Below are 23,409 nucleotides of genomic sequence, written 5' to 3'. Positions count from 1 at the left end.
GCTCAGCGTTGCAGGAACCGTTCGTAGTCGCGTTCCGCCAGCCGGACCTCGTAAAAGGTCTCGAGGCCCTCGCTGCTCTGCCCGAGCACCTCGCCATGCGCGTGCAGCCACGCGGCGCCCGCGCCGTCGCCGGCCTCCAGCGTGATGCGGTAGCGGCGATGGCCGGCGGTCAGCTTGGCCGCGACCTCCTCGATCATCGTCTCGACGCCCTCGCCGCTCAGCGCCGAAATCGCGACGACGTCGTCGCGGCGCGCCGCCTCCGCCGCAACCGCATCGTGCCGTTCGGGGTCGAGCAGGTCGAGCTTGTTCCACGCCTCGAACCGCGGCGTCATCTCGGACACGCCGATCTCGGCGAGCACCGCCTCGACGTCGGTGCGCTGCGCCTCGGTATCGGGGTGCGCGATGTCGCGGACGTGGATGAGGAGGTCGGCGGACACCACCTCCTCCAGCGTCGCCTTGAACGCGGCGACGAGTTGCGTCGGCAGGTCCGAGACGAAGCCGACGGTGTCCGACAGGATCGCCTTGTCGATCCCCGGCAGCGCGATCTGACGCAGCGTCGGGTCGAGCGTCGCGAAGAGCAGGTTTTCCGCCATGACGTCGGCACCGGTCAGCCGGTTGAACAGCGTCGATTTGCCGGCATTGGTATAACCGACCAGCGCAATGATCGGCCAAGGCGCACGCTGGCGCCGGTCGCGGTGCAGCCCGCGGGTGCGGCTGACCTGTTCGAGCTCGCGGCGCAGGCGCGCCATGCGGTCGCGGATCAGCCGGCGGTCGGCCTCGATCTGCGTCTCACCAGGACCGCCGAGGAAGCCGAAGCCGCCGCGCTGGCGTTCGAGGTGGGTCCAGCTGCGCACCAGCCGCCCGGCCTGATAGTCGAGATGGGCAAGTTCGACCTGCAAACGCCCCTCGGCAGTTGCGGCGCGCTCGCCGAAGATTTCGAGGATCAGGCCGGTGCGATCGATGACCTTGGCCTCGAGCGCGGTTTCGAGATTGCGCTGCTGCACCGGGGTCAGGCTGGCGTCGAACACCACGAGGTCCGCCTCGTCCTGTCGTACCTGGACCGCCAGCTGTTCGACCTGGCCGCTGCCGATCAGCGTCGCGGGCTTGGGCGCCCTCACTCGCACCGCGACCTTGTCGGTGACGACGAGGCCGATCGCGGCGGCAAGGCCGGCGGTCTCTCCCAGACGCGCGTCGGCGTCGCGGTGCGCGTCACCCTGATCGGGCAGGACGATCAGCGCACGTCCGCCGCGGGTGAATTCGTCGCGATCGCGATCGAAACCGGTGGTCATGATTATTCGTCCGTCTCGCCCTCATCGGCGAGGTTGAGCGCGCGCGCCGGCTGGATGGTCGACACCGCGTGCTTGTAGACGAGCTGCGCCATGCCCTCGCGCTGGAGCAGCATGCAGAACAGGTCGAACCCGGCGATCTGGCCCTGCAGCATGACGCCGTTGATGAGGAACATCGTGACCGAATCTTCGGATTTGCGCACCGCGTTGAGGAAAATCTCCTGCAGCAACGGCTGTTTGCGCTGCGCTTCTCCCACCGATTCGACCAAGGCGGCGATGTCCATCGGACCCGAGGGCATGATCGTCGAAATGGCGTGCTTGTAGATCAGCTGCGACTGGCCGTCGCGGCGCAGCAGCACCGAGAAATTGTCGAACCAGGTGACGATGCCTTGCAGCTTGACGCCCTTCACCAGGAACATGGTGACCGGGGTCTTGGAACGACGCAGAGCGTTGAGGAAGAGGTCCTGTAGCGAGCCTTGCTTTTCGGCCATGGATTGAGCCTTTCGCTTATTGGCGGGCCGTTCGCCCGCTATCGCGCCGTTTCCCGGCGTCGGATGGCGCCCGGGTCGGGCGCACCTTCCATCTATGAACGATGCACCCCCGCGTCCAGCGATCAATCCTCCCGCAGGTCGGTGATGCCGAGCAGCTTGAGCTTGCGATGCAGCGCCGAGCGCTCCATACCGATGAAGCTCGCGGTGCGGCTGATATTGCCCGAAAAGCGACGGATCTGGACGCGCAGATATTCGCGTTCGAACGTTTCGCGCGCCTCGCGCAAGGGCGCGCCCATGATCGCGCCGCCCCCGCCGCTGCCGAGGTCGCCTTGATCGCCGAGCACTTCGGCGGGCAGCAGGTCGAGGTCGATGCGGCCGATGCGATCACCCGGCGCGAGGATGATCGTGCGTTCGACGACGTTGCGCAACTGGCGGACGTTGCCCGGCCAGTCGTAGGACTGGAGCGCCACCATCGCATCGGCGGCGATTTCCGGCGTCGGTACGCGGCGGTCGGCGGCGTAATGCGCCATGAAATGCTCGACCAGCGCCGGGATATCCTCGCGCCGTTCGGCGAGCGCCGGCAGGACGACGGGGACGACGTTGAGCCGGTAGTAGAGGTCCTCGCGGAAGCGACCCTCGGCGATCTCGTCGGTCAGCACGCGCGACGTCGCCGAGACGACGCGGACGTCGACCTTGACGGTGCGGGTGCCGCCGATGCGGCTGAAGCTCTGGTCGGTCAGCACGCGCAGGATCCGCGCCTGCGTCGCGACCGGCATGTCGGCGATCTCGTCGAGGAACAGCGTGCCGCCGTGCGCCTGTTCGAGCAGGCCGGGGCGGACGAGGTCGCCCCCCTCCTCCACCCCGAACAGCTCCTCCTCGACGCGTTCGGGCGTCATCCGCGCGGCGCTGACGATGACGAAGGGCGCTTGCGCGCGGTTGCTCCAGCCATGGAGCAGACGCGCGGCGACCTCCTTGCCGACGCCGGCGGGGCCCATGATGAGCACGCGGCTGCCCGTCGCGGCGACGCGCTTCAGCGTCGCGCGGACGCCGTTGATCGCGGCGGAACGACCGGTGAGATCGTCCTCGCGCCCGGCGGAGACGCGCAGGCTGGCGACCTCGCGGCGCAGGCGCTCGGTCTCGGTCGCGCGGGCGACGAGCAGGAGCAGGCGTTCGGCCTCGAACGGCTTTTCGATGAAGTCGCTGGCACCGCGGCGGATCGCGGCGACCGCGGTGTCGAGGTTGCCGTGGCCCGAGATCACCAGCACCGGGATCGACGGATCGCGGCGCTTGATCTCGTCGAGCAGTTCGAGGCCGTCGAGCCGCGAACCCTGCAGCCAGACGTCGAGCAGCACCAGCGACGGGCGCCGCGTCGCGATCGCCTCCAGCGTCGCGTCGCTGTCGGCGGCGGAGCGGGTGTCGTAGCCCTCGTCTTCCAGGACGCCGGCGACCAGTTCGCGGATGTCGTGTTCGTCGTCGACGACGAGGATGTCGAGCGCCATAACTTAATTCCGATTGCGTGTGAGGGCGGCGAGCTGGTCGGTGCCGGTTTCGTCGGGGGTGGCGGCGCCCTGGTCGAGCGCGGCGAGGGCGGCGGCGTCGAAGGTCATGCGCACGACCGTGCCCCCGCCGTCGCGGTCGGCGAAGGTCATCAGCCCGTGATGTTCCTCGACGATCTTCTTGACGATGGCGAGGCCGAGGCCGGTGCCACGGGCGCGGGTGGTCATGTATGGCTCGACGATGCGGTCGCGGTCTGGGGGCAGGCCGACGCCGGTGTCGGCGACCTCGACGGTCGTACCTTCGCCATCTTCACGCACACGCATCACCACCGATCCGCTCTCGTCGCCTTTGCTTTCAATGGCTTCGACGGCATTCTTGACGATGTTCGTGAACGCCTGTCCCAATTGGCGGCGGTCGCAGACGAGGATCGGCGCGGGAAAGCTGTGGTCGAGTTCGAAGCGGACGTTGGGATGCGCGACCTCGTGCAGGAACAGCGCCTGGCGCGCGATGTCGACAAGCGATTCCTCGCGGAAGACGGGTTTGGGCATCCGCGCGAAGGAGGAGAATTCGTCGACCATGCGGCGCAGGTCGCCGACCTGGCGGACGATCGTATCAGTGAGGCGCGCGAAGGTCGTGTCCGCGGGGTCGATCTTGCTGCCGTAGCGGCGCTGGAGGCGTTCGGCGGCGAGCTGGATCGGGGTAAGCGGGTTCTTGATCTCGTGTGCGATCCGCCGCGCGACGTCGGACCAGGCCGCACGGCGCTGATCGAGCAGCTGCTGGGTGATGTCGTCGAAGGTCAGGATCGGGCCGGCATCGGTACGCGCGATGCGGACGGCGAGCGTGCGCGCGTCGCCACGCCGCGCCATCTGCACGATCGCCTCGCGATCGCCGTTCGCGACCAGCTCGGCGAGTTCGGGCGCGACCTGATCGAGCGGATGGCCGACCAGTCCGTCGGCACCGGCACCGATCAGTTCCGTCGCCGAGCGATTGACGATACGGATCGTGCCATCGACCGCCGTTGCCACCACGCCCGCCGATACGCCCGCCATGACCGCCTCGATCAGCGCGCGGCGGCTTTCCGCCGCGGCATTGGCGGTGACCAGCGCGCCGGTCTGCTCGCCCAGCCGCTCGGTCATGCGGTTGAACGCGTGCGCAAGCATGCCGATCTCGTCGGCCGAACGCGGCACCGCGACGCGCGAGGTCAGATCGCCGCCGGCGACGCGGTCGGCGGCGCTCACCAGCTCCCCAACCGGATTGGCGAGCCAGTCGGCGACTTTCAACGCGATCCATGTCGCCAGCCCGACGATCAGCAGCGCCACCGCGAACAGCGCAAGATTGAAGCGCAGCTGCAACGTGCGCGCGCGCGCCTGTAGGCTGTCATAGGCAGCAAGCTGTTGCGTCGCGGCGAGGTTCTGCTTGTTGAGAAAATCGACGTTGTTGGGCGTGGCGACGTAGAGAAACAGGCCCCGCGATCGATCAATCGGCGTGACGACCCAGATCATCCGCGTGTCGAAATTGGTATAGCTATCCTTATCGGTCAGCATGTTCAGCACGCGGCCGGAGACCCGCTGTTTGAACAGATCGGGCGCCGGAACCTCGTAGCCGTATAGCGCTTCGATCGTCTTGCCGCCGACGATCTGAAACAGCAGCGCCTGATAGAGCGACCGGTTATAGGTCTGTTGCAGGAAGAATTTGTTGAACTCGCGATTATCGCGCGGGATCGTCGGGTAAAGACGACGGGTGTCCTCAGCCATGGCGCGTGCCTCACCCGTCCAGCGTTCGACGACGAGATCCTGTCCCTGTTTCGCCAACGCGATGGTCGCATTGAACGCGCCGCGCGCGCGTTCCGACCCCCAGAACTGGATACCCGACTGGAACAGGATCGAGGCGGCGACGACCGCCAGGATGATCGGCACGCTGGCCATCAGCGAGAAGGTCGCGACGAGCCGGACATGCAGCCGACCACCGCCGACGAGCGACGTCCGCGCCGCGCGGCGCAGCGCGATGCGGCGACCCAGCAACGCGACGAGCAGCACCGCCCATAACAGGTTCGCCATCAGCAGCGTTGCGGCCACCGCCGGACTGAGCAGCGAGACCTCCGCCTTGGTGCCGGAGATCAACCGCCATGACGTCAGCACGGTCACCATCGCAATCGCGAGGACCAGCAGCTCCACCGCAGGCGTGATGCGCAGCCGGCTGGCCGGGGTCGTGTCGGTCGGATCGGGCGTCGGGGCCGCGTGCATCACGTCTTCCGTACAACGGCGATTGTTGCACGGAAACCACATAATTCTCGATTGCGGTGGTTTGGGGCCACAGTGCGGCGAGGCGGGCGCGTGGCCCGCGCGCAGTCAGTCGTCGCCGCGGGTGCTGATCCCCAGCGTATCCAGCCGCTTGCGCAGCGTATTGCGGTTGAGGCCGAGCGCGCGGGCGGCGCGCAGCTGGTTGCCGGCGTGGCGCGCCAGCATCGTCTCGATCAGCGGGCGTTCGACCTCGCCGATGACGCGATCGTAGAGCGTGCCGTCGTCGAGCGCACCGGGACGTTCGCGGGCGATGCGTTCGACGAGGTGACGCACCGCCTCGGCGATACCGGTGTCGGGGGCGTCGGGGATCGTGCCGGGCGCGCCGAGCAGGTCGCGGATCGTCGCGGCGTCGACCAGTTCGTCGCGGGCGAGCACGGCGAGGCGGCGCATCAGGTTTTCGAGCTCGCGGACGTTGCCGGGCCAGTCGTGCGCGGCGAGCGCCGCCTCCGCCGCATCGCTCAGCTGGCGGCGCGGCAGCCCCTGCGCGACGGCGCTGTCGAGGAAGTGGCGGGCGAGCAGCGGAATATCCTGCCGCCGGTCGCGCAACGCTGGGAGCGCGACGGGGACGACGTTGAGGCGGTAGAAGAGGTCTTCGCGGAACTGGCCCGACGCCACCTGCTGGACGAGGTCGCGGTTGGTGGCGGCGACGACGCGGACGTCGGCGCGCAGCGTGCGGGCGCCGCCGACGGTGGTGAATTCGCCCGACTGGAGGACGCGGAGCAGGCGCGTCTGCGCCTCCATCGGCATGTCGCCGATCTCGTCGAGGAACAGCGTGCCGCCCGCCGCCTGTTCGAAGCGGCCGGCGTTGCGCTGGCCGGCGCCGGTGAAGGCGCCGCGTTCGTGGCCGAACAATTCCGCCTCGATCAGCTCGCGCGGGATCGCGGCCATGTTGATCGCGACGAAGGGCGCGGCGCGGCGCCCCCCGAGATCGTGGATCGCGCGCGCGACCAGTTCCTTGCCCGTCCCCGATTCGCCCGAGATCAGCACGGTGAGATCGTTGGAGAGAACGCGCGCGATGATGCGATAGACGTCCTGCATCGCCGGCGACCGGCCGATCAGCGGCAGCGCCGGGTCCTCCCCCTCCCCCCGCTGCGGCATGGCGGCATGGCGGGCGAGCGCACCGGCGACGGCGCGGGTCAGGTCGTCGAGGTCGAAGGGCTTGGGCAGATATTCGTACGCGCCGACCTCCGCGGCGCGCACCGCGGTGGTCAGCGTGTTCTGCGCCGACAGGATGATGATCGGCAGCTGCGGCAGGCGCTCGCCGATCTCCTGCGCGCGCGCGATGCCGTCGCCGTCGGGCAGGACGACATCGGTGACGAGCACGTCGGGAACGCGCGTCGCGAGGATGCGATCGGCCTGCGCCAGCGTCTCGGCGGTCTGCACGTCGTGGCCGGCGCGGCGCAGCGCCTGCGCGACGACGGTGCGGATCGCGGCATCGTCGTCGACGACGAGGATCCGGCTCATGCGGCGAGCCCACGCGGCAGCAGCAGGCGGAGCGTGGTCATCTCTGGGCTTCCTTCGCGGGCGTATTGGACGATGCCGCCCATGTCGCGCATCAGTTTGTCGACGAGCGCGAGGCCGAGCCCCTGCCCCTCCGGCCGGCCCGACACGAACGGGTCGAACAGATGGTCGGCGATGTCGGCGGGCGCACCGGGACCGTTGTCGACGACGCAGATCTCGATCGGCAGCGGCACGCGCGGTTTGCCGGACGCGGCGGCGACCGACATGCCGTGGCGATAGGCCGTGGTGATCGTGATGCGCGGATTGCGCGTCGTTCGCGTGGCTTCGCCGGCGTTCTTGAGCAGGTTGATAAGAATCTGGAGCAGCGCGTCGCGGTTGATCGCGGCGGGCGGCAGCGAGGGGTCGAACCGCTCCTCGATCGCGATGCCGCGCGCGAAGCCGGCGAGCGCGAGGCGGCGGGCATGGGCGATCAGCGGATAGATGTTCTCCGCCGCGATCGGCAGCGGGCGGGTGTCGCTGAAATCCTGCATCCGGTCGATCAACGCGGCGATGCGGTCGACCTCGGTCACGATCAGCGCGGTGAGTTCACCGGCGTCGAGCAATTGCGCCGCGCCGCGGATGCCGGACAGCGGGTTCTTGATCTCGTGCGCGAGCATCGCCGCGGCACCGCTCGCCGCGCGCGCGCTCGCGCCGCGGCCGGCGAGCTGGCCCAGGCCCCGCGTGCCCGCCGCGGTATGCAGCGTGATCGCGCGCCAGCCGGGGCGATCGGGAACCACCGCCTCGACGAAATCGACGCGGATCTTCGGGCCGTGCGGCGTCGCGATCTCGGTATCGTAGAAGGCGAGCCCCTGCCCTTCGCGGCGGTCACCGGCGGTAGGCGGCGGCAGGATCGCGGCGAGCGGCTGGCCGCGCATCACCCGTTCGGACAGGTTGAGCAACTGTTCGGCAAGCGCATTGGCGTGCGCGATCCGGTCGTCGGGATCGACGACGACGACCGCCACGGGAAGCGCGGCGAACAGCTCGGCGAAGCCGGGACGGCCGGAGGTGAAGCCGCTATGCCGCTCCATTGGGGTGTCAGGCGGCCTGCCGCACGGGCTGGTCGCGGTGCGGCGCGTAGAAGTCGGCGAGCATGCGCTTGACCACGGCGGCGTCGGGCTGCTGGTTGACCGCGTTGCGGAACTCGGCCGATCCGGTCAGCCCCTTGGTGTACCAACCGATGTGCTTGCGCGCCATGTTGACGCCGGTGATCTCGCCATAATGGTCGAGCATCGCGTCGTAATGCTCGGTAATAACGCGATATTGTTCGTCGAGCGAGGGATCGGGACGACGGTTGCCGGTGGCGAGATAGTCCATCACCTGCCCGAGCAGCCACGGCCGGCCATAGGCGCCGCGGCCGATCATGATGCCGTCGGCGCCCGACTGGTCGAGCGCGGCAACCGCGTCGTCGATGCTGCAGATGTCGCCATTGGCGATCACCGGGATGCTCACCGCGTCCTTGACCGTGCGGATGAAGCGCCAGTCGGCGACGCCCTTGTACATCTGGTTGCGGGTACGGCCGTGGACGGTGATGAGTTGGACGCCAAGGCCTTCCGCGATCCGCGACAGTTCCGGCGCGTTGAGGCTGTCGAGGTCCCAGCCCATCCGCATCTTGAGCGTGACCGGCGCCTTCACCGCCTTCACCACCGCATCGACGAGTTGCGCGGCGAGTTTCAGATCACGCATTAGCGCCGAGCCGGCGTCGCCGTTGGTGACCTTGCGCACCGGGCAGCCCATATTGATGTCGATGATCGCGGCGCCGCGGTCCTCGGCGAGCTTCGCCGCCTCGGCCATCTCATACGGCGTACAGCCGACGAGCTGCATCGAGACGGGCTCTTCCGACAGATGCCATGCCGCCTTCTGGAGCGACTGGCGCGTCTCGCGGATCGCCGCCTGGCTGGCGATCATCTCGGTGACGTTGAGGCCCGAGCCGTAGCGGCGCACGAGCGTGCGGAACGGCATGTCGGTGACGCCGGTCATCGGCGCCAGGACGACGGGCTGGTCGATCCGCACGGGACCGATCTGGATGGGCGTGAGAGCTGCCATGATCTGCCTGAAAAACGGGCACGCCCTACCCCGTCCGGCCGGCGCTGGCAAGGTCGCGCGGCTTGGGCTAGGCGGCGGGCATGACAGAGAGCCACAGGACGGTGGCGCTGATCGTCGCGGCGGGCAGCGGCTCGCGCGCCGGGGGCGCGGTTCCCAAACAATATGCGATCGTGGCTGGCAAGCCGTTGATCGCGCACGCCTACCATGCCTTTGCCGCGCATCCTGCGGTGGACGAGGTGGTGGTGGTGATCGCCGACGGGGCTGAGGCGCTGGCGGAGGCTGCGCTCGGGCTGGTGCGGACGGTGGTCGGTGGGGCGACGCGACGCGAGTCGGTGGCGCTGGGCCTCGCGGCGATCGATGCTGACTACGTGCTGGTGCATGATGCGGCGCGGCCGTTCGTGCCCGCGGGCGTGATCGACCGGGTGCTGGCGGCGCTCGACGGGGCCGAGGCAGCGATGCCGGTGCTCGCGGTCGCGGATACGCTGGTGCGCGACGGCGCGGTGGTGCCGCGCGATGGCCTCTCGCGCGTGCAGACGCCGCAGGGCTTCCGGGTCGATGCCTTGCGCGCGGCGCATGCCGGCTGGCCGGCGGGCGAAGAGGCGACCGACGATGCGCAGATGGTACGGCGGCTTGGCGGGAGCGTCGCTTTGGTGCAGGGCGATGCGATGCTCGACAAGGTCACCCATCCGGACGATTTCGCCGCCGCCGAAGCGCGTGTGACGTGGGAGACGCGCAGCGCGTCGGGGTTCGACGTGCACCGGCTGGAGGCGGGCGAGGAATTGTGGCTGGGCGGCGTGCTGATCCCGCACGACAAGGGATTGTCGGGGCATAGCGATGCCGATGTCGGCCTGCATGCGCTGACCGATGCGCTGCTCGGCACGATCGCGGCGGGGGATATCGGGACACATTTCCCGCCGTCCGACCCGCAGTGGAAGGGCGCCGACTCCGCGCAATTCCTGCAGCATGCCGCGTCGCTGATCGCCGCCAAGGGCGGGCGGATCGACTTCGTCGACCTGACGCTGATCTGCGAGGCGCCCAAGATCGGGCCGCATCGCGAGGCGATGCGGGCACGGATCGGGGCGTTGCTGGGGCTCGGAGACGATCGCGTGAGCATCAAGGCGACGACGACCGAGCGGCTCGGCTTTACCGGGCGTGGCGAGGGCATCGCCGCGCAGGCGGTGGCGACCGTGAGCCTGCCGCGATGAGGGCGCTGGTCGCGATCGTCGCCTTGCTATCCGCCTCGTCCGCCGAGGCGCAGACGCGCTGCATCACCACGCCCGAGGCGGAGGCGATGACGCTCGTCGCGCTGCCCGATATCATCCAGCAGACCGGGATCATCTGCGCGACGCGGCTGCCGGCGACCAGCCTGGTACGGCGGACGGACAGCGATTTCCTCGATCGCTATCAGGCTGCCGCCGATCGGGCGTGGCCCAATGCGCGGGCGGCGATCGTCAAACTGTCCGATCCGATGATCGATTCGCTGCTCCAGTCGGAATTCGCGCGGCCGTTGCTCACCGCGGCGCTGGCGCCGTTGCTGGTCGGGCGAATCAATCCGGCCGATTGCGGGACGATCGACCGGTTCGTGATGCAGCTGGCGCCGCTGCCGCCGCAGAACACCGCGGGGGTGATCGTCACCACGCTGCGCTATTTCAAGGCGGAGAAGGCGAAGGGCAAGGCGATCGCGGTGCCCGACCTGCCGCTGTGCGCGGAAGGGGCGCGGTGATGGATATCGTGCTTCCCCCTGAACTGATCGCAGCGGCGACCCGCGTCGTCGAGGCGAACCGTGCCGCCGGGCGCACGATCGCGCTGGCGGAAAGCTGCACCGGCGGGCTGGTCGCTGCGGCGATCACCGAGGTGCCGGGATCGTCCGACGTGTTCGGCGCAGGCTTCGTGACCTATTCGAACGATGCCAAGATGAAGCTGCTCAAGGTCAACAGCGACGTGCTGGAGACGTTCGGCGCGGTGTCGATCGCGGTGGCGTGGAGCATGGCGCAGGGGGCGCTCGCCAACAGCGGCGCCGATGTCGCGGTGGCGATCACCGGGATCGCCGGGCCGGGTGGTGGGTCGATCAAGAAGCCGGTCGGCACCGTCGTCTTCGCGCGGGCGGAAAAGGGCGGCGATCCGTCCGACGTCCATGCCGATCGCAAGGCGTTCGGCGATCTGGGGCGCGGCGGGATCCGGCTTCAGGCGGCGCTGGTCGCGCTCGAACTGCTGCTGCCGTAGAGGACCCTGGCGCGATCCTCGAACGCGCCGATCATCCGGCGCAGCGCGACGCCGAAAACCTGTCCCGCCAGCATCTCGAACATCCGGTTCTTGAACTGGAAGTCGACCGCGAAGTCGACCGCGCAGCCACCCTCCTCGCTGCGAAAGCGCCAGTCGTTGTGGAGGTATTTGAGCGGGCCGTCGATATATTCGACGTGGACGCTCTCGGGGCGGACCTTCTCGACTTTGGACGTGAAGGTCTCGCGCAAGCCCTTGAAGCCGACGATCATGTCGGCGAGCGTCGCGGTGTCGCTGTCGGCGCGCACGCGCATCGCGCTGACCCAGGGCAGGAACTCCGGGTAGCGCTTCACGTCGGCGACCATGTCGAACATCTGCTCAGGGGTATAGGGCAGATGGCGCGTTTCGCTGTGCTTAGGCATGCTGGGCGAGCTTGGCCTCGCGGTTCGCGCGCATCTTCGCGAAATCGTCGCCGGCGTGATAGCTCGACCGGGTCAGCGGCGACGAGGCGACGAGCAGGAAGCCCTTGGCGCGCGCGATCGCGGCATAGCTGTCGAACGCCTTGGGGGTGACGAATTCGGCGACCTTGGCATGGCGCGGCGTCGGCTGGAGATATTGCCCCATCGTCAGGAAATCGATGTCGGCCGAGCGCATGTCGTCCATCACCTGATGCACCTCGAGCCGCTGTTCGCCCAAACCCAGCATCACGCCCGACTTGGTGAAGATCGACGGGTCGAGCTTCTTGACGCTCTCCAGCAGGCGGATCGAGGCATAGTAGCGCGCGCCGGGGCGGATCGTCGGGTAAAGCCGCGGCACGGTTTCGAGATTGTGGTTGTAGACGTCGGGACGCGCGGCGACGATCGCCTCGACCGCCGCCTCGTGCTTGTTGCGGAAATCGGGGGTGAGGATCTCGATCGTCGTCTTGGGGTTCGAACGACGGATCGCCTCGATCACCTTGACGAACTGCTTCGCGCCGCCGTCGGGCAGGTCGTCGCGATCGACCGAGGTGACGACGATATGTTCGAGCCCCATCTGTGCCGCGGCATCGGCGACGTTGTTGGGCTCCATCGGATCGACCGCGCGCGGCATGCCGGTCTTGACGTTGCAGAAGGCGCAGGCGCGCGTGCAGGTGTCGCCGAGGATCATGACGGTGGCATGCTTCTTCGACCAGCATTCGCCGATGTTCGGGCAGGCGGCCTCTTCGCACACCGTCGTCAGGCTCTTCGAGCGCATCAGCGCGCGCGTCGCGGCGAAGCCGGCGCTGGTCGGCGCCTTGACGCGAATCCAGTCGGGCTTGCGCAGACGGGGTTCGGGGCGATCCGGGTGGGCGAGCGGCGTCATCTCGTTCATCGCCGCGAGATAGCGTCCCCGGGCCTTCCGAACAACCTTTGCGGAACCGCAGCGGGACCAAGCGCGGCTTTCTGCGTTATGGACGCCGAAACCGACCCGAGACGGAGGCACAATGACCGACTTTTCCGACATGATCGAAGGCTATCGCCGTTTCCGCTCGAAGGGGTGGACCGAACAGCGCGAACGCTGGAGCGAGCTGAGCGAGGGGCAGGACCCCAAGGTGATGGTGATCGCGTGTTCGGACAGCCGCGTCGATCCGGCGCAGATCTTCGACACGTCGCCGGGCGAGATCTTCGCGGTGCGCAACGTCGCCAACCTCGTGCCGCCATATGAGGTCGGTGGCGGCTATCACGGCGTCTCGGCGGCCCTGGAGTTCGCGGTGACGCAGCTCGAGGTGCCCGAGGTGGTGGTGATGGGCCATGCCTCGTGCGGTGGCTGCGCGGCGGCGCTGTCGCAAGGGTTTGCCGACGCCAAGCCGGGCGAGGGCAAGTTCATCGCCGACTGGGTCGGGCTGCTCGACGATGCGCGCGCGCGGGTGGTGGAGAAGTTCGGCGAAGGCGCGGATGCCAAGCGCGAGCTGGAGCATGAGACGGTGCGGGTGAGCCTCGCCAACCTGCGCACGTTCCCGTTCGTCGCGGAGCGCGAGGCGGCGGGGACGCTGACGCTGCGCGGCGCGTACTTCGCGATCGCCGATGGCGTGCTGCATGTGATGGACGACGAGGGGGTGTTCGCGGAGGCTTGAGCGGTTGGCGGGTTTGGCGGAGGGGTACGGTTCCCCCGCTCCCTCTGTCACCCCGGACTTGTTCCGGGGTCCACCGGGCCGCGGGCTTAGGCCCTCCCCTCGTTCCGTACGCCTCGCCGCGGAGTGGACCCCGGAACAAGTCCGGGGTGACGAGGGGGTGGTGGGAGCGTTGGTGCTCTATAAGTTGCGTGCGTAGATGAGGTCGTCGCACAGGGTGCTGCCGACCAGATACTGGCGCTTCCCGGCGATCGTGAAGCCCTGACGTTCGTAAAAGCCGCGGGCGCGGGTATTGCCCGCATAGACCCCGAGCAACAGGCGCGTCTTGCCCATCGTGCGGGCGTCGGCGATCGCTTGCGTCATCAGCGCCTGCCCGAGGCCGATCCCCTGCGCGAGCGGCAGCGTGTAGATGCGGCGGAGTTCGGTATCGCCCTCGCCCGTCTCGATCGGCAGGTCGGGCGTGGTCAGCAGCGTATAGCCTATCGGGGCGCCGCCCTCGGCGTGTTCCGCGATCGTGACGATGCTGGCGGGGTCATCCGCCCAGTGCGCGAACCGATCGACCGAGCTGTTCTTCGCGACGTGGGCGACGATGTCGGCGCCGTCGAGGATGCCGGCGAAGGTGGCGAGGAAGCTCGCGCCCGCGACCAGCGCGACCGCGGGCGCATCCCGTTGGGACGCGCGCCGCAGCCGCCAGTCGGTCATCAGCCGACGATCTCGTCGGGTGCGAAGAAGTACGCGATCTCGATTTCGGCATTCTCGTCCGAATCCGAACCGTGGACGGTGTTCGCCTCGATCGATTCCGCCAGTTCCTTGCGGATCGTGCCGGGCTCGGCGTTCGCCGGATTGGTCGCGCCCATGATGTCGCGGTTGCGCTGCATCGCGTTCTCGCCCTCGAGCACCTGCACGACGACGGGGCCGGAGATCATGAATTCGACGAGGTCGTTGAAGAAAGGACGCTCGCGATGGACGTCGTAGAAGCCCTCGGCCTGTTCGCGGGTCATCTGGATGCGCTTCGACGCGACGACGCGCAGGCCGGCCTCCTCGAGCATCTTGGTAACCGCACCGGTCAGGTTGCGGCGGGTGGCGTCGGGCTTGATGATCGAAAAGGTACGGTTCGCGGCCATGATGGTCACGGGCTCCTGTGGTTTTTGGGCGGATCTTTGAAGTGGCGCCGCCCTAGTCGGGGGGCGTCTGGTTTGCAACCGGTTCGGCGGTCGGACGAAGAAGGTGTTTCACGCGGAGACGCGGAGACGCGGAGGTGTTGCGCTCGCCGCGTCGCGGCCATCCTATCACGGCCGTGGTGAAGGAACCGCGGGTCCCCGGTGCGAGACATCTCTGCGCCTCTGCGCGAACATATTTTCACGCGAAGACGCGAAGACGCGAAGAGGTTGGTCAGGCTGTCCTGCCGGCTTGCATGACCTCTTGGCGTCTTCGCGTCTTCGCGTGAATCTAGGCGGCCTGTTCCCAGCGACCGGTGTCGGTCTGCTTCCAGTAGCGGCGCTCGACGCCGTCGCGGCTGCCGAGCGCGCGCCAGGCGTCGCGGGCGGGGCGGATGTGTTCGTCCTCGAAGAAGTGGAAGGTGCGGTCGAAGGCGAGCGCGCCGTCGCGCCATTCGCCGTCGACCAGCGCGATGTGGCGCGCGGCGTTCGCCTGCGTGATCTCGCCGGCGAGGAGGATCGGCTGGAGGCTGTCGTCGCCTGCGCCGGCCTGGGCATGGGGAAGGAAGCTGTCGGTTTTATAGGTCCACAGCAGGCGGTCGAGGTCGACGCGCTGGTCTTCCTTGCCAGAGACGATGAGGAGGCGTGCGCCGCTGTCCACCACTTTCGCCGCGATCTGCGGAAGGGCGCGGTCGAGCGGGGTGGCGGTGAGGTGGTAGAAGTCGACCTGCATTGCGGATGGGTAGCGTGGTGGCGGCGGGGGGCCAACACGGAACTTTCGGTTCCGTGAGCTTGTCGACGGGGGCGAGTTTCAAGGTGCTTCGACAGGCTCGGCACGAACGGGGGTGTTGGGGGTCTGAACGTCCATTCCCCCGTCATGCCGGACTTGTTCCGGCATCCACTGTTCCGCTGGCGTATCGCTCTGATCGTGAACGATCAGCCTCGCCGCGGAGTGGACCCCGGAACAAGTCCGGGGTGACGGAGGTGGTTTGGTGGGGCTTAACCATCAAACGCGCCCGAGGCGATAAGGGGCGTTGGCCGGTCTTTACCCCTCGAACATATCCGCGACGAACCGGTCGAGCAGCTTGACGCCATAACCCGTCGCGCCCTTGTCGTAAGTAGCGCCGGGCTTGTCGCTCCACACCATGCCGGCGATGTCGAGGTGCGCCCAGGTGACGCCGTCGTCGACGAAGCGCTGGATGAACTGCGCCGCGGTGATCGATCCGGCGCCGCGCGGGCCGACGTTCTTCATGTCGGCGATCGGACTGTCGATCAGCTTGTTGTACGTGTCCGACAGCGGGAAGCGCCACAGCTTGTCGCCCGTCGCGAGGCCGGCGGCGAGCAGCGTGTCGGCGAGCGCGTCGTCGTTGGCGAACAGGCCGCCATATTCGTTGCCGAGGCTGACGATCATCGCGCCGGTCAACGTGGCGAGGTCGACGATCGTCTTCGGCCGGAACGTCTTCTGCGTCCAGGTGATCGCGTCGGCGAGGACCAGCCGGCCCTCGGCATCGGTGTTGAGGATCTCGATCGTCTGGCCCGACATCGACGTCACGACGTCACCGGGACGCTGTGCATTGCCGTCGGGCATGTTCTCGACGAGGCCCATGACGCCGACGACGTTGACCTTCGCCTTGCGCGCGGCGAGCGCCTTCATCGTGCCGGCGACCGCGCCGGCGCCGCCCATGTCCCACTTCATGTCCTCCATGCCGGGTCCGGGCTTCAGCGAGATGCCGCCGGTGTCGAAGGTGACGCCCTTGCCGACCAGCGCGAGCGTGGGATCGCCCTCGCCTGCGCCGTTCCACTTCAGCGCGAGGATGCGCGCCTCGCGCACCGAACCCTGGCTGACGCCGAGCAGCGCGCCCATGCCGTGGTCCGCCATCTCCGCCTCGTCGACGACGACGATCTCGAGCCCGAGGCCCTCGACCTCCTTGCGGACCAGTTCGACGAAGCTTTCGGGGTAGAGGATGTTGGGCGGCGCGGCGACGAGGTTGCGGGTGAGGTCGAGGCCGCTCACCACCGCCGCCTGCTTCCCCCACGCCTCGTCGGTGCCGGCGGGGGCGCCGGCGATGGTCAGCGTGGTCAGCGTCGCCTTCTGCTTTTCGGGCAGCTTGGTGCGATATTGGTCGTAGCGCCAGCTGCGCTGCGCGGCGGCGGCGGCGAAGCGGGCGGCGGCTTTCGGCGTCGGGCTGGCGGCGGAGAAGTCGGCGGTGACCTCCGTGGCACCCGAGGTCAGCAGCTTGGCGACCAGCGCACCGCCGGCCTTTTCCCAGTCCGCCTCGCCGCCGGCGCCGACGCCGAGCAGCAGGACGCGGGCGGTGCGCCCTTCCTCCGCGGCGAACAGTTCGACGATCGCGCCGGCCTCGCCTTCGAAGCGGGCGGCAGCGGCGGCGGCGGTGGCGAGCGCCTGATGCGCGTCGCCGAGGCCTGCCCAGCGCTCACGGCCGGCCACGTCCTTTTCCACCGGCAGCGCGAGGATCGCGGGCGCGGCGGACAAGGTGGGAGAAAAGGCGATCTGCATCGGGCGGGGGCTTTCTGGGATGAAGGACAAGTGACTGATCTAGGGTGCCCCCCGGCGAAGCACAACGATTGCAGCGCCGCGCGGGGGGTGCGATAGGCAGACGTGAACGAGGCACCGTCAGGGCGGTGCCGGTCGCGCCGAAAGGGTGTTCGGATCATCGTGTTGCGTTTCGACCTATTGGCCGGCTGTGCCCTCGCGGCGGCGCTGTTCGCCGCCCCTGCGACCGCGCAGGACCTGCAGAACCGGCCCGTCGCGCCCCCCCCGGTGAGCGATCCGCCGATTCCCGCCGCCCCCCCTGCCGCCGCCGACGCGGATCAGGTGCAGTTCAGCGCGGGCAGCCTGGAATATGACACCGACAGCGACGTCGTCACCGCGTTGACCGAGGTGCGCATGTTCCGTCAGGGCGACCGGCTGCGCGCGGACAAGGTCGTGTGGAACCGCAAGACCGGCAAGGTCGTCGCGACCGGCAATATCGCCGTCACCAACCCCGAGGGCGACGTCGCTTACGGCGATTCGATCGAGCTGACCGATTCGCTGAAGGACGGCATGGTCCAGAACATGCTCGTCGTGCTCGAACAGGGCGGGCGGATGGCGGCGGAGCGCGGCACGCGGCTGCCCGATGGCACGATGCAGCTCGACAAGGCGGCCTATACGCCGTGCGCGGTGGAGACGTCGGCCGGCTGTCCGAAGGAGCCGTCGTGGAAGATCACTGCGGTTCGCATCACCTATCGCCCCGATCGCGAGCGCGTGTTCTTCGGCGGCGGGCGCTTCCACCTGTTCGGCCTGCCCGCGCTGCCGCTGCCCGCATTTTCGATGCCGATCGGCGGGAGTTCGGAGAGCGGCCTGCTCGCGCCCGACGTGCAGCTCGACCGGGTCAACGGGCTGGAATTCGTCGCGCCTTATTACTTCCGGCTGGCGCCCAACAAGGGGCTGACGCTGACGCCGCACGTCTTCACCGCGGTGCTGCCGATGATGCAGGCGCAATATGACGCGCTGGGGACGAACGGCGCGTTCCGGGTGACCGGCTATCTCACCGAGAGCCGGCGCAGCGACGACCTCAACACCGTCACGCCGACCGATACCGAACGCGCGCTGCGCGGCTATATCGACGGCGTCGCGCGCTACCAGCTGTCGCCGTACTGGAGCGTCAGCGGCTCGGCGCGGATCGCCAGCGACCGCACCTTCCTGCGCCGCTACGACATCTCGCGCGACGACCGGCTGCGCACCACCGCGTCGCTCGAGCGGATCGATCCCAATACCTATTTCGCGCTGACCGGCTGGTATGTGCAGACGCTGCGGGTCAACGATTCGCAGGGCAACCAGCCGATCGCGCTGCCCGAACTCGATTTCCGCAAGCGGATCGATCTGGGCGGCGGCAAGCTGCAGCTGCAGGCGAACACGCTGGCGATCACCCGCACCGCCGGGCAGGATACGCAGCGCGCGTTCGTCGCGGGGCAATGGGACCTCAGGCGGCTGACCGACTGGGGGCAGGAGGTGACGCTGACCGCCTATGCCCGTGCCGACGCCTACAATACCAACGATGCGCAGCTGACCAGCGTCGCGAGCTATCGCGGGATCGAGGGGTTCCAGACGCGCGCGATCGGGGCGCTCGCCGCCGACGTCAAATGGCCGTTCGTCGGCAGCTTCCTCGGCGGGACGCAGCGGCTCACCCCGCGAGTGCAGATCGTCGCGGCGCCGAAGATCGCCAATCTCGACGTCCCCAACGAGGATGCGCGCGCCGTCGACCTCGAGGATTCGAACCTGTTCGCGCTCAACCGCTTCGCGGGGTACGACCGGTTCGAGGATTCGAGCCGCGCGACCTATGGCGCCGAATGGGCGGTGACGCTGCCCGGCATGACGCTGGATGCGGTGATCGGCCAGAGCTATCGCCTGTCGACCCGCCCGACGATCTTTCCGAGCGGCACGGGGCTCAGCGATCGCTTCTCCGATTTCGTCGGTCGCACGACGCTGCGCATCCGCGATTTCGTGTCGATCACCCACCGCTACCGGCTCGACAAGGACGGGTTCGCGGTGCGGCGCAACGAGATCGACGCGACGGTGGGATCGCGCAACACCTATGTCCTCGCCGGCTATCTGCGGCTCAACCGCGACATCTTCCCGACGATCGAGGATCTGCAGGATCGCGAGGAGGTGCGGCTCGCCGGCCGCGTGCAGTTCGCGCGCTTCTGGTCGGTGTTCGGGTCGACCGTCGTCGACCTGACGGATCGCAGCGAGGATCCGCAGTCGCTGTCCGACGGCTTCGACCCGATCCGCCACCGGCTGGGCGTGCAATATGAGGACGACTGCATCCGGCTGGGCGCGACATGGCGGCGCGATTACCAGGACACCGGCGACGCGCGCTCGGGCAACAGCTTCCTGTTCACGCTGGCGTTGACCAACCTCGGCCGCTAAGCCCAAGTTCAGCTGGAACGGGGCAATGCCAGGATCAAGGGGCACGCGCGACCGCGCGACGCCCGCGCTTTGAGGTAACGGAACAACGTGACGCACAACATTCGACGCAGCGCCCGCCTGATGGGCTGGGTTGCCCTGACCGCTCTTGGCACCGGCGCGCTGGCGCAGACGGTGGCCGACCAGCAGGTTCCCGACACCAACCTCAACATCCCGGCCAACCTGCAGATCTTCGGCAAGCTCGACCCCAACGTCCGCAAGCCCACCGCGATCGTCAACGACACGGTCATCACCGGCACCGACGTCGACCAGCGACTGGCGCTGACCGTGTTCAACAACGGCGGCCGTGGCCCCGCGCCCGAGCAGGTCGACGAGTTCAAGCTGCAGATCCTGCGTCAGCTGATCGACGAGACGCTGCAGATCCAGGAAGCCAAGAGCGCCGAGATCACAGTGACCGCGGCCGAGCTCGACCAGAGCGAGGCGGGCCTCGCCAAGCGCTTCAACATGACGCAGCCGCAGCTGCGCGCCGCGCTGCGCAAGGCGGGATCGTCGGAGCGTTCGCTCCGCCGCGCGATCGAGGGCGAACTCGCGTGGAGCCGCTACCTGCGCCGCAAGATCGAACCGTTCGTCAACGTCGGCGACGAAGAGGTCACCGCGATCCAGAAGCGGATCGAGGCATCGCGCGGCACCGAGGAATACAACCTCCGCGAAATCTACCTGAGCGCCAACGACGCCAATCGCGCCGAGGTATTCGCCAAGGCCAAGCAGATCATCGCCGAGATCCAGAAAGCGCAGCAGCCGTTCGAGCTGTTCGCGCGCAATTATTCGGAAGCGTCGACCAAGGGCGTCGGCGGCGACCTCGGCTGGATCCGCCTCGTAACGCTGCCGCAGCCGCTCGCCGATGCGACGCAGCAGATGCAGGTCGGCCAGGTCGCCGGCCCGGTCGAGACGCCGGGCGGCTATTCGATCCTGTACCTCACCGACAAGCGCACGATCGGCGCCGCCGACCCGCGCGACGCCAAGCTCAGCCTCAAGCAGCTGACCGTATCCTTCCCGCCGGGCACGACGCAGGCGCAGGCGCAGACCCGCGCGGCGACCTTCGCCAAGACGGTGCAGTCGATCCAGGGCTGCGGCACGGTGGAGAAGGTGGCGGCGACGATCGGCGCCGAGGTGGTCGACAACGATTCGATCCGCATCCGCGACCTGCCCGCGCCGCTGCAGGCGATCATGGTCAAGCTGCAGGTCGGCGAGGCCACCCCGCCGTTCGGTTCGCCGTCCGAGGGCGTGCGCGCGCTGGTGCTGTGCGGCCGCGACGATCCGCAGCAATCGTCGGTGCCGGGCGCCGCGCAGATCCAGGGCCAGCTCGAGCAGCAGCGCGTCAATTTGCGTGCGCAGAGCAAGTTGCGCGATCTGCGCCGCGATGCGGTGATCGAGTATCGCTGACATGACCACCGCCCCGCTCGCGATCCCGATGGGCGATCCTGCGGGAATCGGGCCGGAGATCATCGCCAAGAGCTGGGCGGTGCGGGCTTTGCGCAAGCTGCCGCCGTTCGCGCTGGTCGGCGACCCCGGCGCGGTGCGGCGCGTGTGGAACGGCCCGGTCGAGACCGTCGGCGCGATCGGCGAGGCGGCGGCGGTGTTCGACCGCGCGCTGCCCGTGCTGGCGGTCGCGGACGCCGGTTCGATCACGCTGGGCACGCCCGAGATCGGCGGCGCGCGCGCGGCGTTGCAGGCGCTCGACCGCTCGATCGCGCTGGTCCGCGACGGCGAGGCGCGCGCGCTGGTCACGGGGCCGGTATCCAAGGCGCAATTGTACGGAATCGGCTTCAACCAATCCGGCCAGACCGAGTTCGTGGCGGAACGCTGCGGTGTCGCGGCGGAGGATGCGGTGATGATGCTCGCCGGGCCGTCGCTGCGCGTCGTGCCGATCACCGCGCATGTGCCGCTGGCGCAGGTGTCGGCGATGCTGTCGGTCGAGCTGATCGTCGCCAAGGCGCGGACGACCGCGGCGGGGCTGCGCCGGGACTTCGGCATCGCCGCACCGCGGCTCGCCTTCGCGGGCTTCAACCCGCACGCCGGTGAGAGCGGCATGATCGGGCGCGAGGAGATCGACATCCTCGCCCCCGCGATCGCGCAGCTGCGGGCCGAGGGGATCGATGCGACCGGGCCGTTCGCGGCCGACACGCTGTTCCATGCGCGGGCGCGTACCGGTTACGACGTGGTGCTGTGCTGCTATCACGATCAGGCGCTGGTGCCGATCAAGACGCTGCATTTCGACGAGGGTGTCAACGTCACGCTGGGCCTGCCGATCGTGCGCACTTCGCCCGATCACGGCACCGCCTTCGGCATCGCCGGCACCGACCAGGCGCATCCCGGCGCGATGATCGCGGCGATCGCGATGGCGGGCCAGGCGGCGGATCGCCGCGCGCGGGCATGAGCGAGGCGGTGCCGGGCGTCAAACTGCCGCCCCAATTGCCGGCATTGCGCGAGGTGATCGCCAAATACGGACTGAACGCCAGCAAGGCACTGGGGCAGAACTTCCTGTTCGACGGGCAATTGCTGACGCGGATCGCGGCAGTCCCGGGGGATCTGCGCGATGCTGAGGTGCTGGAGGTCGGACCCGGCCCCGGCGGCCTGACCCGCGCGCTGCTCGCCGCGGGAGCGCGGGTGACCGCGATCGAGCGCGACCGGCGCTGCATCCCGGCGCTCGCCGAACTTAGCGAGGCCTATCCCGGCCAGCTGCGCGTGATCGAGGGCGATGCGCTGGCGATCGACGCGCCGGCGCTGTTCGCCGGGCGGCCGCATATCGTCTCCAACCTGCCCTACAACGTCGGCACCGCGCTGCTGGTCGGCTGGCTGACCGTGGATTGGCAGCCATGGTGGCAATCGTGCACGCTGATGTTCCAGAAGGAGGTCGCGGATCGGATCGTCGCCTCGGCGAACGACGATGCCTATGGCCGGCTGGCGGTGCTCAGCCAGTGGCGGTCGACCGCGCGGATCGCGATGCCGGTGCACCGGTCGGCGTTCACGCCGCCGCCCAAGGTGATGTCGGCGGTGGTGCATATCATGCCCGGCGAAGCGCCCGAGGGCGTCGAGGTGCGTGTGCTGGAACGGATCACCGCGGCGGCGTTCGGCCAGCGGCGCAAGATGCTGCGACAGAGTTTGAAGGGCGTGCCGGGGGCGCTCGTGGCGCTGGAGCGGATCGGGGTGGACGCGACGCGGCGTGCCGAGACGGTGAGCGTGGCGGAGTTCGTGGCGCTGGCGCGGGAGGTGGGGTAATCACCCTCACCCTTCCCCCCCGCCTGCGGCGGCGGGCCCCTTCCCTCCCCCGATGGGAGAGGGAGAGACGGCGTAGCCGGCGACGGGTGAGGGTGAGCGCGATGCGCCGCCGATTACTCTTTGGCCACCGCGGGCTTGGCCTCGACCTGCGCGGTCGTCACCGGCGGGCCCTTGGCGATCGTCGCCGCGAGCTGGTTCGCCTCAGGGCACCCCGCCTTGCAGAGCGTGCGGATCCTGGCGAGATTGCCCTTGGCGATCGCGACCGCGCCCTTGGCGACGAGTGCCTCGCCCTGCCCCTGCAGCGCCGCAATGTCGTTGGGTTCGAGCGTCAGCGCCTCGCGGTAGAGGCGGATCGCCTTGCCGGGCAGGCCGCGCGCCTCGGCGACGTCGGCGAGGACGATGAACGCCTGCCGGTTGCGCGGATCGACCGCGAGCGCGGTTTCGATCAGGTCGGTGGCGCCGTCGAGATTGCCCGCCGCCTTGGCCGCGCGACCCTGCGCGAGCAGTTGCAGCGAGCGCGCGTCGATCTGGTCGTCGGGACGCTGGCCGTTCAGCGAGGTGGACACGCATACCAGGGTCAGCGCAGCGGCGATGGCGACGGACGTAACGCGCATGAAGGT

The 23,409-nt window shown here is 68.8% G+C and carries 22 protein-coding genes; 8 read left to right on the top strand and 14 right to left on the bottom strand.

Annotated features, from left to right (window positions below):
• Positions 1–2 precede the first annotated feature (2 nt).
• The 7 genes from hflX to dusB form a co-directional block, all read right to left on the bottom strand.
• The gene (gene hflX, locus M9979_RS01835; RefSeq protein WP_254287633.1) at positions 3–1,289 is read right to left on the bottom strand and encodes a GTPase HflX; all 1,287 of its coding nucleotides are present in this window, start codon (positions 1,287–1,289) and stop codon (positions 3–5) included.
• Positions 1,290–1,291: 2 nt separating this feature from the next.
• Positions 1,292–1,819 (bottom strand): RNA chaperone Hfq, encoded by a 528-nt coding sequence (gene hfq, locus M9979_RS01830; protein WP_340689039.1) that lies wholly within the window; start codon positions 1,817–1,819, stop codon positions 1,292–1,294.
• An 80-nt stretch (positions 1,820–1,899) separates the two neighbouring features.
• The gene (ntrX, locus tag M9979_RS01825) at positions 1,900–3,276 is read right to left on the bottom strand and encodes a nitrogen assimilation response regulator NtrX (protein ID WP_254287631.1); all 1,377 of its coding nucleotides are present in this window, start codon (positions 3,274–3,276) and stop codon (positions 1,900–1,902) included.
• Positions 3,277–3,279: 3 nt separating this feature from the next.
• Positions 3,280–5,517, bottom strand: a complete 2,238-nt coding sequence (locus tag M9979_RS01820) for a sensor histidine kinase NtrY-like (RefSeq protein WP_254287630.1) — start codon at positions 5,515–5,517, stop codon at positions 3,280–3,282.
• Positions 5,518–5,622: 105 nt separating this feature from the next.
• The gene (gene ntrC / locus M9979_RS01815) at positions 5,623–7,038 is read right to left on the bottom strand and encodes a nitrogen regulation protein NR(I) (RefSeq protein ID WP_254287629.1); all 1,416 of its coding nucleotides are present in this window, start codon (positions 7,036–7,038) and stop codon (positions 5,623–5,625) included.
• A complete protein-coding gene (locus tag M9979_RS01810; protein WP_254287628.1) occupies positions 7,035–8,102 on the bottom strand; it encodes a two-component system sensor histidine kinase NtrB in 1,068 nt (355 codons plus the stop codon). Before M9979_RS01810 ends, ntrC begins: the two co-directional genes overlap by 4 nt.
• Before the next feature lie 7 nt (positions 8,103–8,109).
• On the bottom strand, positions 8,110–9,117 hold the full coding sequence (dusB, locus tag M9979_RS01805; protein ID WP_254287627.1) for a tRNA dihydrouridine synthase DusB: 1,008 nt from the start codon (positions 9,115–9,117) through the stop codon (positions 8,110–8,112).
• An 80-nt stretch (positions 9,118–9,197) separates the two neighbouring features.
• On the opposite strand from dusB, the gene M9979_RS01800 reads away from it, so the two are divergent.
• From M9979_RS01800 to M9979_RS01790, 3 genes are read left to right on the top strand one after another with little or no spacing between them, the layout of a single operon-like run.
• A complete protein-coding gene (locus M9979_RS01800; protein WP_254287626.1) occupies positions 9,198–10,322 on the top strand; it encodes a bifunctional 2-C-methyl-D-erythritol 4-phosphate cytidylyltransferase/2-C-methyl-D-erythritol 2,4-cyclodiphosphate synthase in 1,125 nt (374 codons plus the stop codon).
• Positions 10,319–10,840, top strand: a complete 522-nt coding sequence (locus tag M9979_RS01795) for a hypothetical protein (protein ID WP_254287625.1) — start codon at positions 10,319–10,321, stop codon at positions 10,838–10,840. The genes M9979_RS01800 and M9979_RS01795 overlap by 4 nt, the downstream gene beginning before the upstream one ends.
• Complete coding sequence (locus M9979_RS01790; protein WP_254287624.1) at positions 10,840–11,340, top strand: CinA family protein; 501 nt, start codon at positions 10,840–10,842, stop codon at positions 11,338–11,340. Before M9979_RS01795 ends, M9979_RS01790 begins: the two co-directional genes overlap by 1 nt.
• Here the strand turns inward: M9979_RS01790 and M9979_RS01785 are convergent.
• Positions 11,301–11,759 carry a type II toxin-antitoxin system RatA family toxin gene (locus M9979_RS01785; protein ID WP_254287623.1) on the bottom strand — a complete coding sequence of 153 codons (459 nt, stop codon included), beginning with the start codon at positions 11,757–11,759 and terminating at the stop codon, positions 11,301–11,303. The two genes, M9979_RS01790 and M9979_RS01785, sit on opposite strands and share 40 nt — an antisense overlap.
• A complete protein-coding gene (gene lipA / locus M9979_RS01780; protein WP_254287622.1) occupies positions 11,752–12,687 on the bottom strand; it encodes a lipoyl synthase in 936 nt (311 codons plus the stop codon). Before lipA ends, M9979_RS01785 begins: the two co-directional genes overlap by 8 nt.
• Positions 12,688–12,799: 112 nt before the next feature.
• On the opposite strand from lipA, the gene M9979_RS01775 reads away from it, so the two are divergent.
• Positions 12,800–13,429: a carbonic anhydrase gene (locus M9979_RS01775; protein ID WP_254287621.1), complete on the top strand. Its 630-nt coding sequence runs from the start codon at positions 12,800–12,802 to the stop codon at positions 13,427–13,429.
• A 177-nt stretch (positions 13,430–13,606) separates the two neighbouring features.
• Here M9979_RS01775 and M9979_RS01770 read toward each other — a convergent pair whose 3' ends face one another.
• The 4 genes from M9979_RS01770 to M9979_RS01755 form a co-directional block, all read right to left on the bottom strand.
• Complete coding sequence (locus tag M9979_RS01770; RefSeq protein WP_254287620.1) at positions 13,607–14,128, bottom strand: GNAT family N-acetyltransferase; 522 nt, start codon at positions 14,126–14,128, stop codon at positions 13,607–13,609.
• Entirely contained in the window at positions 14,128–14,550 is a 423-nt protein-coding gene (gene ndk / locus M9979_RS01765; protein ID WP_254287770.1) for a nucleoside-diphosphate kinase, read from the bottom strand. Before ndk ends, M9979_RS01770 begins: the two co-directional genes overlap by 1 nt.
• Before the next feature lie 325 nt (positions 14,551–14,875).
• Positions 14,876–15,316, bottom strand: coding sequence for a DNA polymerase III subunit chi (locus tag M9979_RS01760; RefSeq protein ID WP_254287619.1), 441 nt, complete (start codon positions 15,314–15,316; stop codon positions 14,876–14,878).
• A 312-nt stretch (positions 15,317–15,628) separates the two neighbouring features.
• Positions 15,629–17,101, bottom strand: a complete 1,473-nt coding sequence (locus M9979_RS01755; RefSeq protein ID WP_254287769.1) for a leucyl aminopeptidase — start codon at positions 17,099–17,101, stop codon at positions 15,629–15,631.
• A 159-nt stretch (positions 17,102–17,260) separates the two neighbouring features.
• On the opposite strand from M9979_RS01755, the gene M9979_RS01750 reads away from it, so the two are divergent.
• The 4 genes from M9979_RS01750 (at position 17,261) to rsmA (ending at position 22,789) form a co-directional block, all read left to right on the top strand.
• The gene (locus tag M9979_RS01750) at positions 17,261–19,513 is read left to right on the top strand and encodes an LPS-assembly protein LptD (RefSeq protein WP_254287618.1); all 2,253 of its coding nucleotides are present in this window, start codon (positions 17,261–17,263) and stop codon (positions 19,511–19,513) included.
• Between the two features lie 120 nt (positions 19,514–19,633).
• Positions 19,634–20,953: a peptidylprolyl isomerase gene (locus M9979_RS01745; protein ID WP_254287617.1), complete on the top strand. Its 1,320-nt coding sequence runs from the start codon at positions 19,634–19,636 to the stop codon at positions 20,951–20,953.
• Between the two features lies 1 nt (position 20,954).
• A complete protein-coding gene (gene pdxA, locus M9979_RS01740; protein ID WP_254287616.1) occupies positions 20,955–21,947 on the top strand; it encodes a 4-hydroxythreonine-4-phosphate dehydrogenase PdxA in 993 nt (330 codons plus the stop codon).
• Entirely contained in the window at positions 21,944–22,789 is an 846-nt protein-coding gene (rsmA, locus tag M9979_RS01735) for a 16S rRNA (adenine(1518)-N(6)/adenine(1519)-N(6))-dimethyltransferase RsmA (protein ID WP_254287615.1), read from the top strand. The genes pdxA and rsmA overlap by 4 nt, the downstream gene beginning before the upstream one ends.
• 113 nt (positions 22,790–22,902) lie before the next feature.
• Here rsmA and M9979_RS01730 read toward each other — a convergent pair whose 3' ends face one another.
• Positions 22,903–23,403, bottom strand: a complete 501-nt coding sequence (locus tag M9979_RS01730; RefSeq protein ID WP_254287614.1) for a tetratricopeptide repeat protein — start codon at positions 23,401–23,403, stop codon at positions 22,903–22,905.
• Positions 23,404–23,409 lie beyond the last annotated feature (6 nt).

Origin of the sequence: Sphingomonas liriopis (genome assembly GCF_024211255.1) — a bacterium.
GTDB classification, from domain to species: domain Bacteria; phylum Pseudomonadota; class Alphaproteobacteria; order Sphingomonadales; family Sphingomonadaceae; genus Sphingomonas; species Sphingomonas liriopis.
Note: the sequence above shows the minus strand (reverse complement) of the source record. Positions and strands in the feature narration are given on the sequence as shown.

What these genes read in the sequence shown, in the direction of transcription:
- hflX (WP_254287633.1), bottom strand. Translation starts at nt 1,289, where the DNA reads ATGACCACCGGTTTCGATCGCGATCGCGACGAATTCACCCGCGGCGGA.
- M9979_RS01785 (WP_254287623.1), bottom strand. Translation starts at nt 11,759, where the DNA reads ATGCCTAAGCACAGCGAAACGCGCCATCTGCCCTATACCCCTGAGCAG.
- pdxA (WP_254287616.1), top strand. Translation starts at nt 20,955, where the DNA reads ATGACCACCGCCCCGCTCGCGATCCCGATGGGCGATCCTGCGGGAATC.
- M9979_RS01795 (WP_254287625.1), top strand. Translation starts at nt 10,319, where the DNA reads ATGAGGGCGCTGGTCGCGATCGTCGCCTTGCTATCCGCCTCGTCCGCC.
- M9979_RS01755 (WP_254287769.1), bottom strand. Translation starts at nt 17,101, where the DNA reads ATGCAGATCGCCTTTTCTCCCACCTTGTCCGCCGCGCCCGCGATCCTC.
- ndk (WP_254287770.1), bottom strand. Translation starts at nt 14,550, where the DNA reads ATGGCCGCGAACCGTACCTTTTCGATCATCAAGCCCGACGCCACCCGC.
- lipA (WP_254287622.1), bottom strand. Translation starts at nt 12,687, where the DNA reads ATGAACGAGATGACGCCGCTCGCCCACCCGGATCGCCCCGAACCCCGT.
- dusB (WP_254287627.1), bottom strand. Translation starts at nt 9,117, where the DNA reads ATGGCAGCTCTCACGCCCATCCAGATCGGTCCCGTGCGGATCGACCAG.
- M9979_RS01800 (WP_254287626.1), top strand. Translation starts at nt 9,198, where the DNA reads ATGACAGAGAGCCACAGGACGGTGGCGCTGATCGTCGCGGCGGGCAGC.
- M9979_RS01775 (WP_254287621.1), top strand. Translation starts at nt 12,800, where the DNA reads ATGACCGACTTTTCCGACATGATCGAAGGCTATCGCCGTTTCCGCTCG.
- M9979_RS01810 (WP_254287628.1), bottom strand. Translation starts at nt 8,102, where the DNA reads ATGGAGCGGCATAGCGGCTTCACCTCCGGCCGTCCCGGCTTCGCCGAG.
- M9979_RS01730 (WP_254287614.1), bottom strand. Translation starts at nt 23,403, where the DNA reads ATGCGCGTTACGTCCGTCGCCATCGCCGCTGCGCTGACCCTGGTATGC.
- ntrC (WP_254287629.1), bottom strand. Translation starts at nt 7,038, where the DNA reads ATGAGCCGGATCCTCGTCGTCGACGACGATGCCGCGATCCGCACCGTC.
- M9979_RS01770 (WP_254287620.1), bottom strand. Translation starts at nt 14,128, where the DNA reads ATGACCGACTGGCGGCTGCGGCGCGCGTCCCAACGGGATGCGCCCGCG.
- M9979_RS01745 (WP_254287617.1), top strand. Translation starts at nt 19,634, where the DNA reads ATGGGCTGGGTTGCCCTGACCGCTCTTGGCACCGGCGCGCTGGCGCAG.
- ntrX (WP_254287631.1), bottom strand. Translation starts at nt 3,276, where the DNA reads ATGGCGCTCGACATCCTCGTCGTCGACGACGAACACGACATCCGCGAA.
- M9979_RS01760 (WP_254287619.1), bottom strand. Translation starts at nt 15,316, where the DNA reads ATGCAGGTCGACTTCTACCACCTCACCGCCACCCCGCTCGACCGCGCC.
- M9979_RS01790 (WP_254287624.1), top strand. Translation starts at nt 10,840, where the DNA reads ATGGATATCGTGCTTCCCCCTGAACTGATCGCAGCGGCGACCCGCGTC.
- rsmA (WP_254287615.1), top strand. Translation starts at nt 21,944, where the DNA reads ATGAGCGAGGCGGTGCCGGGCGTCAAACTGCCGCCCCAATTGCCGGCA.
- M9979_RS01820 (WP_254287630.1), bottom strand. Translation starts at nt 5,517, where the DNA reads ATGCACGCGGCCCCGACGCCCGATCCGACCGACACGACCCCGGCCAGC.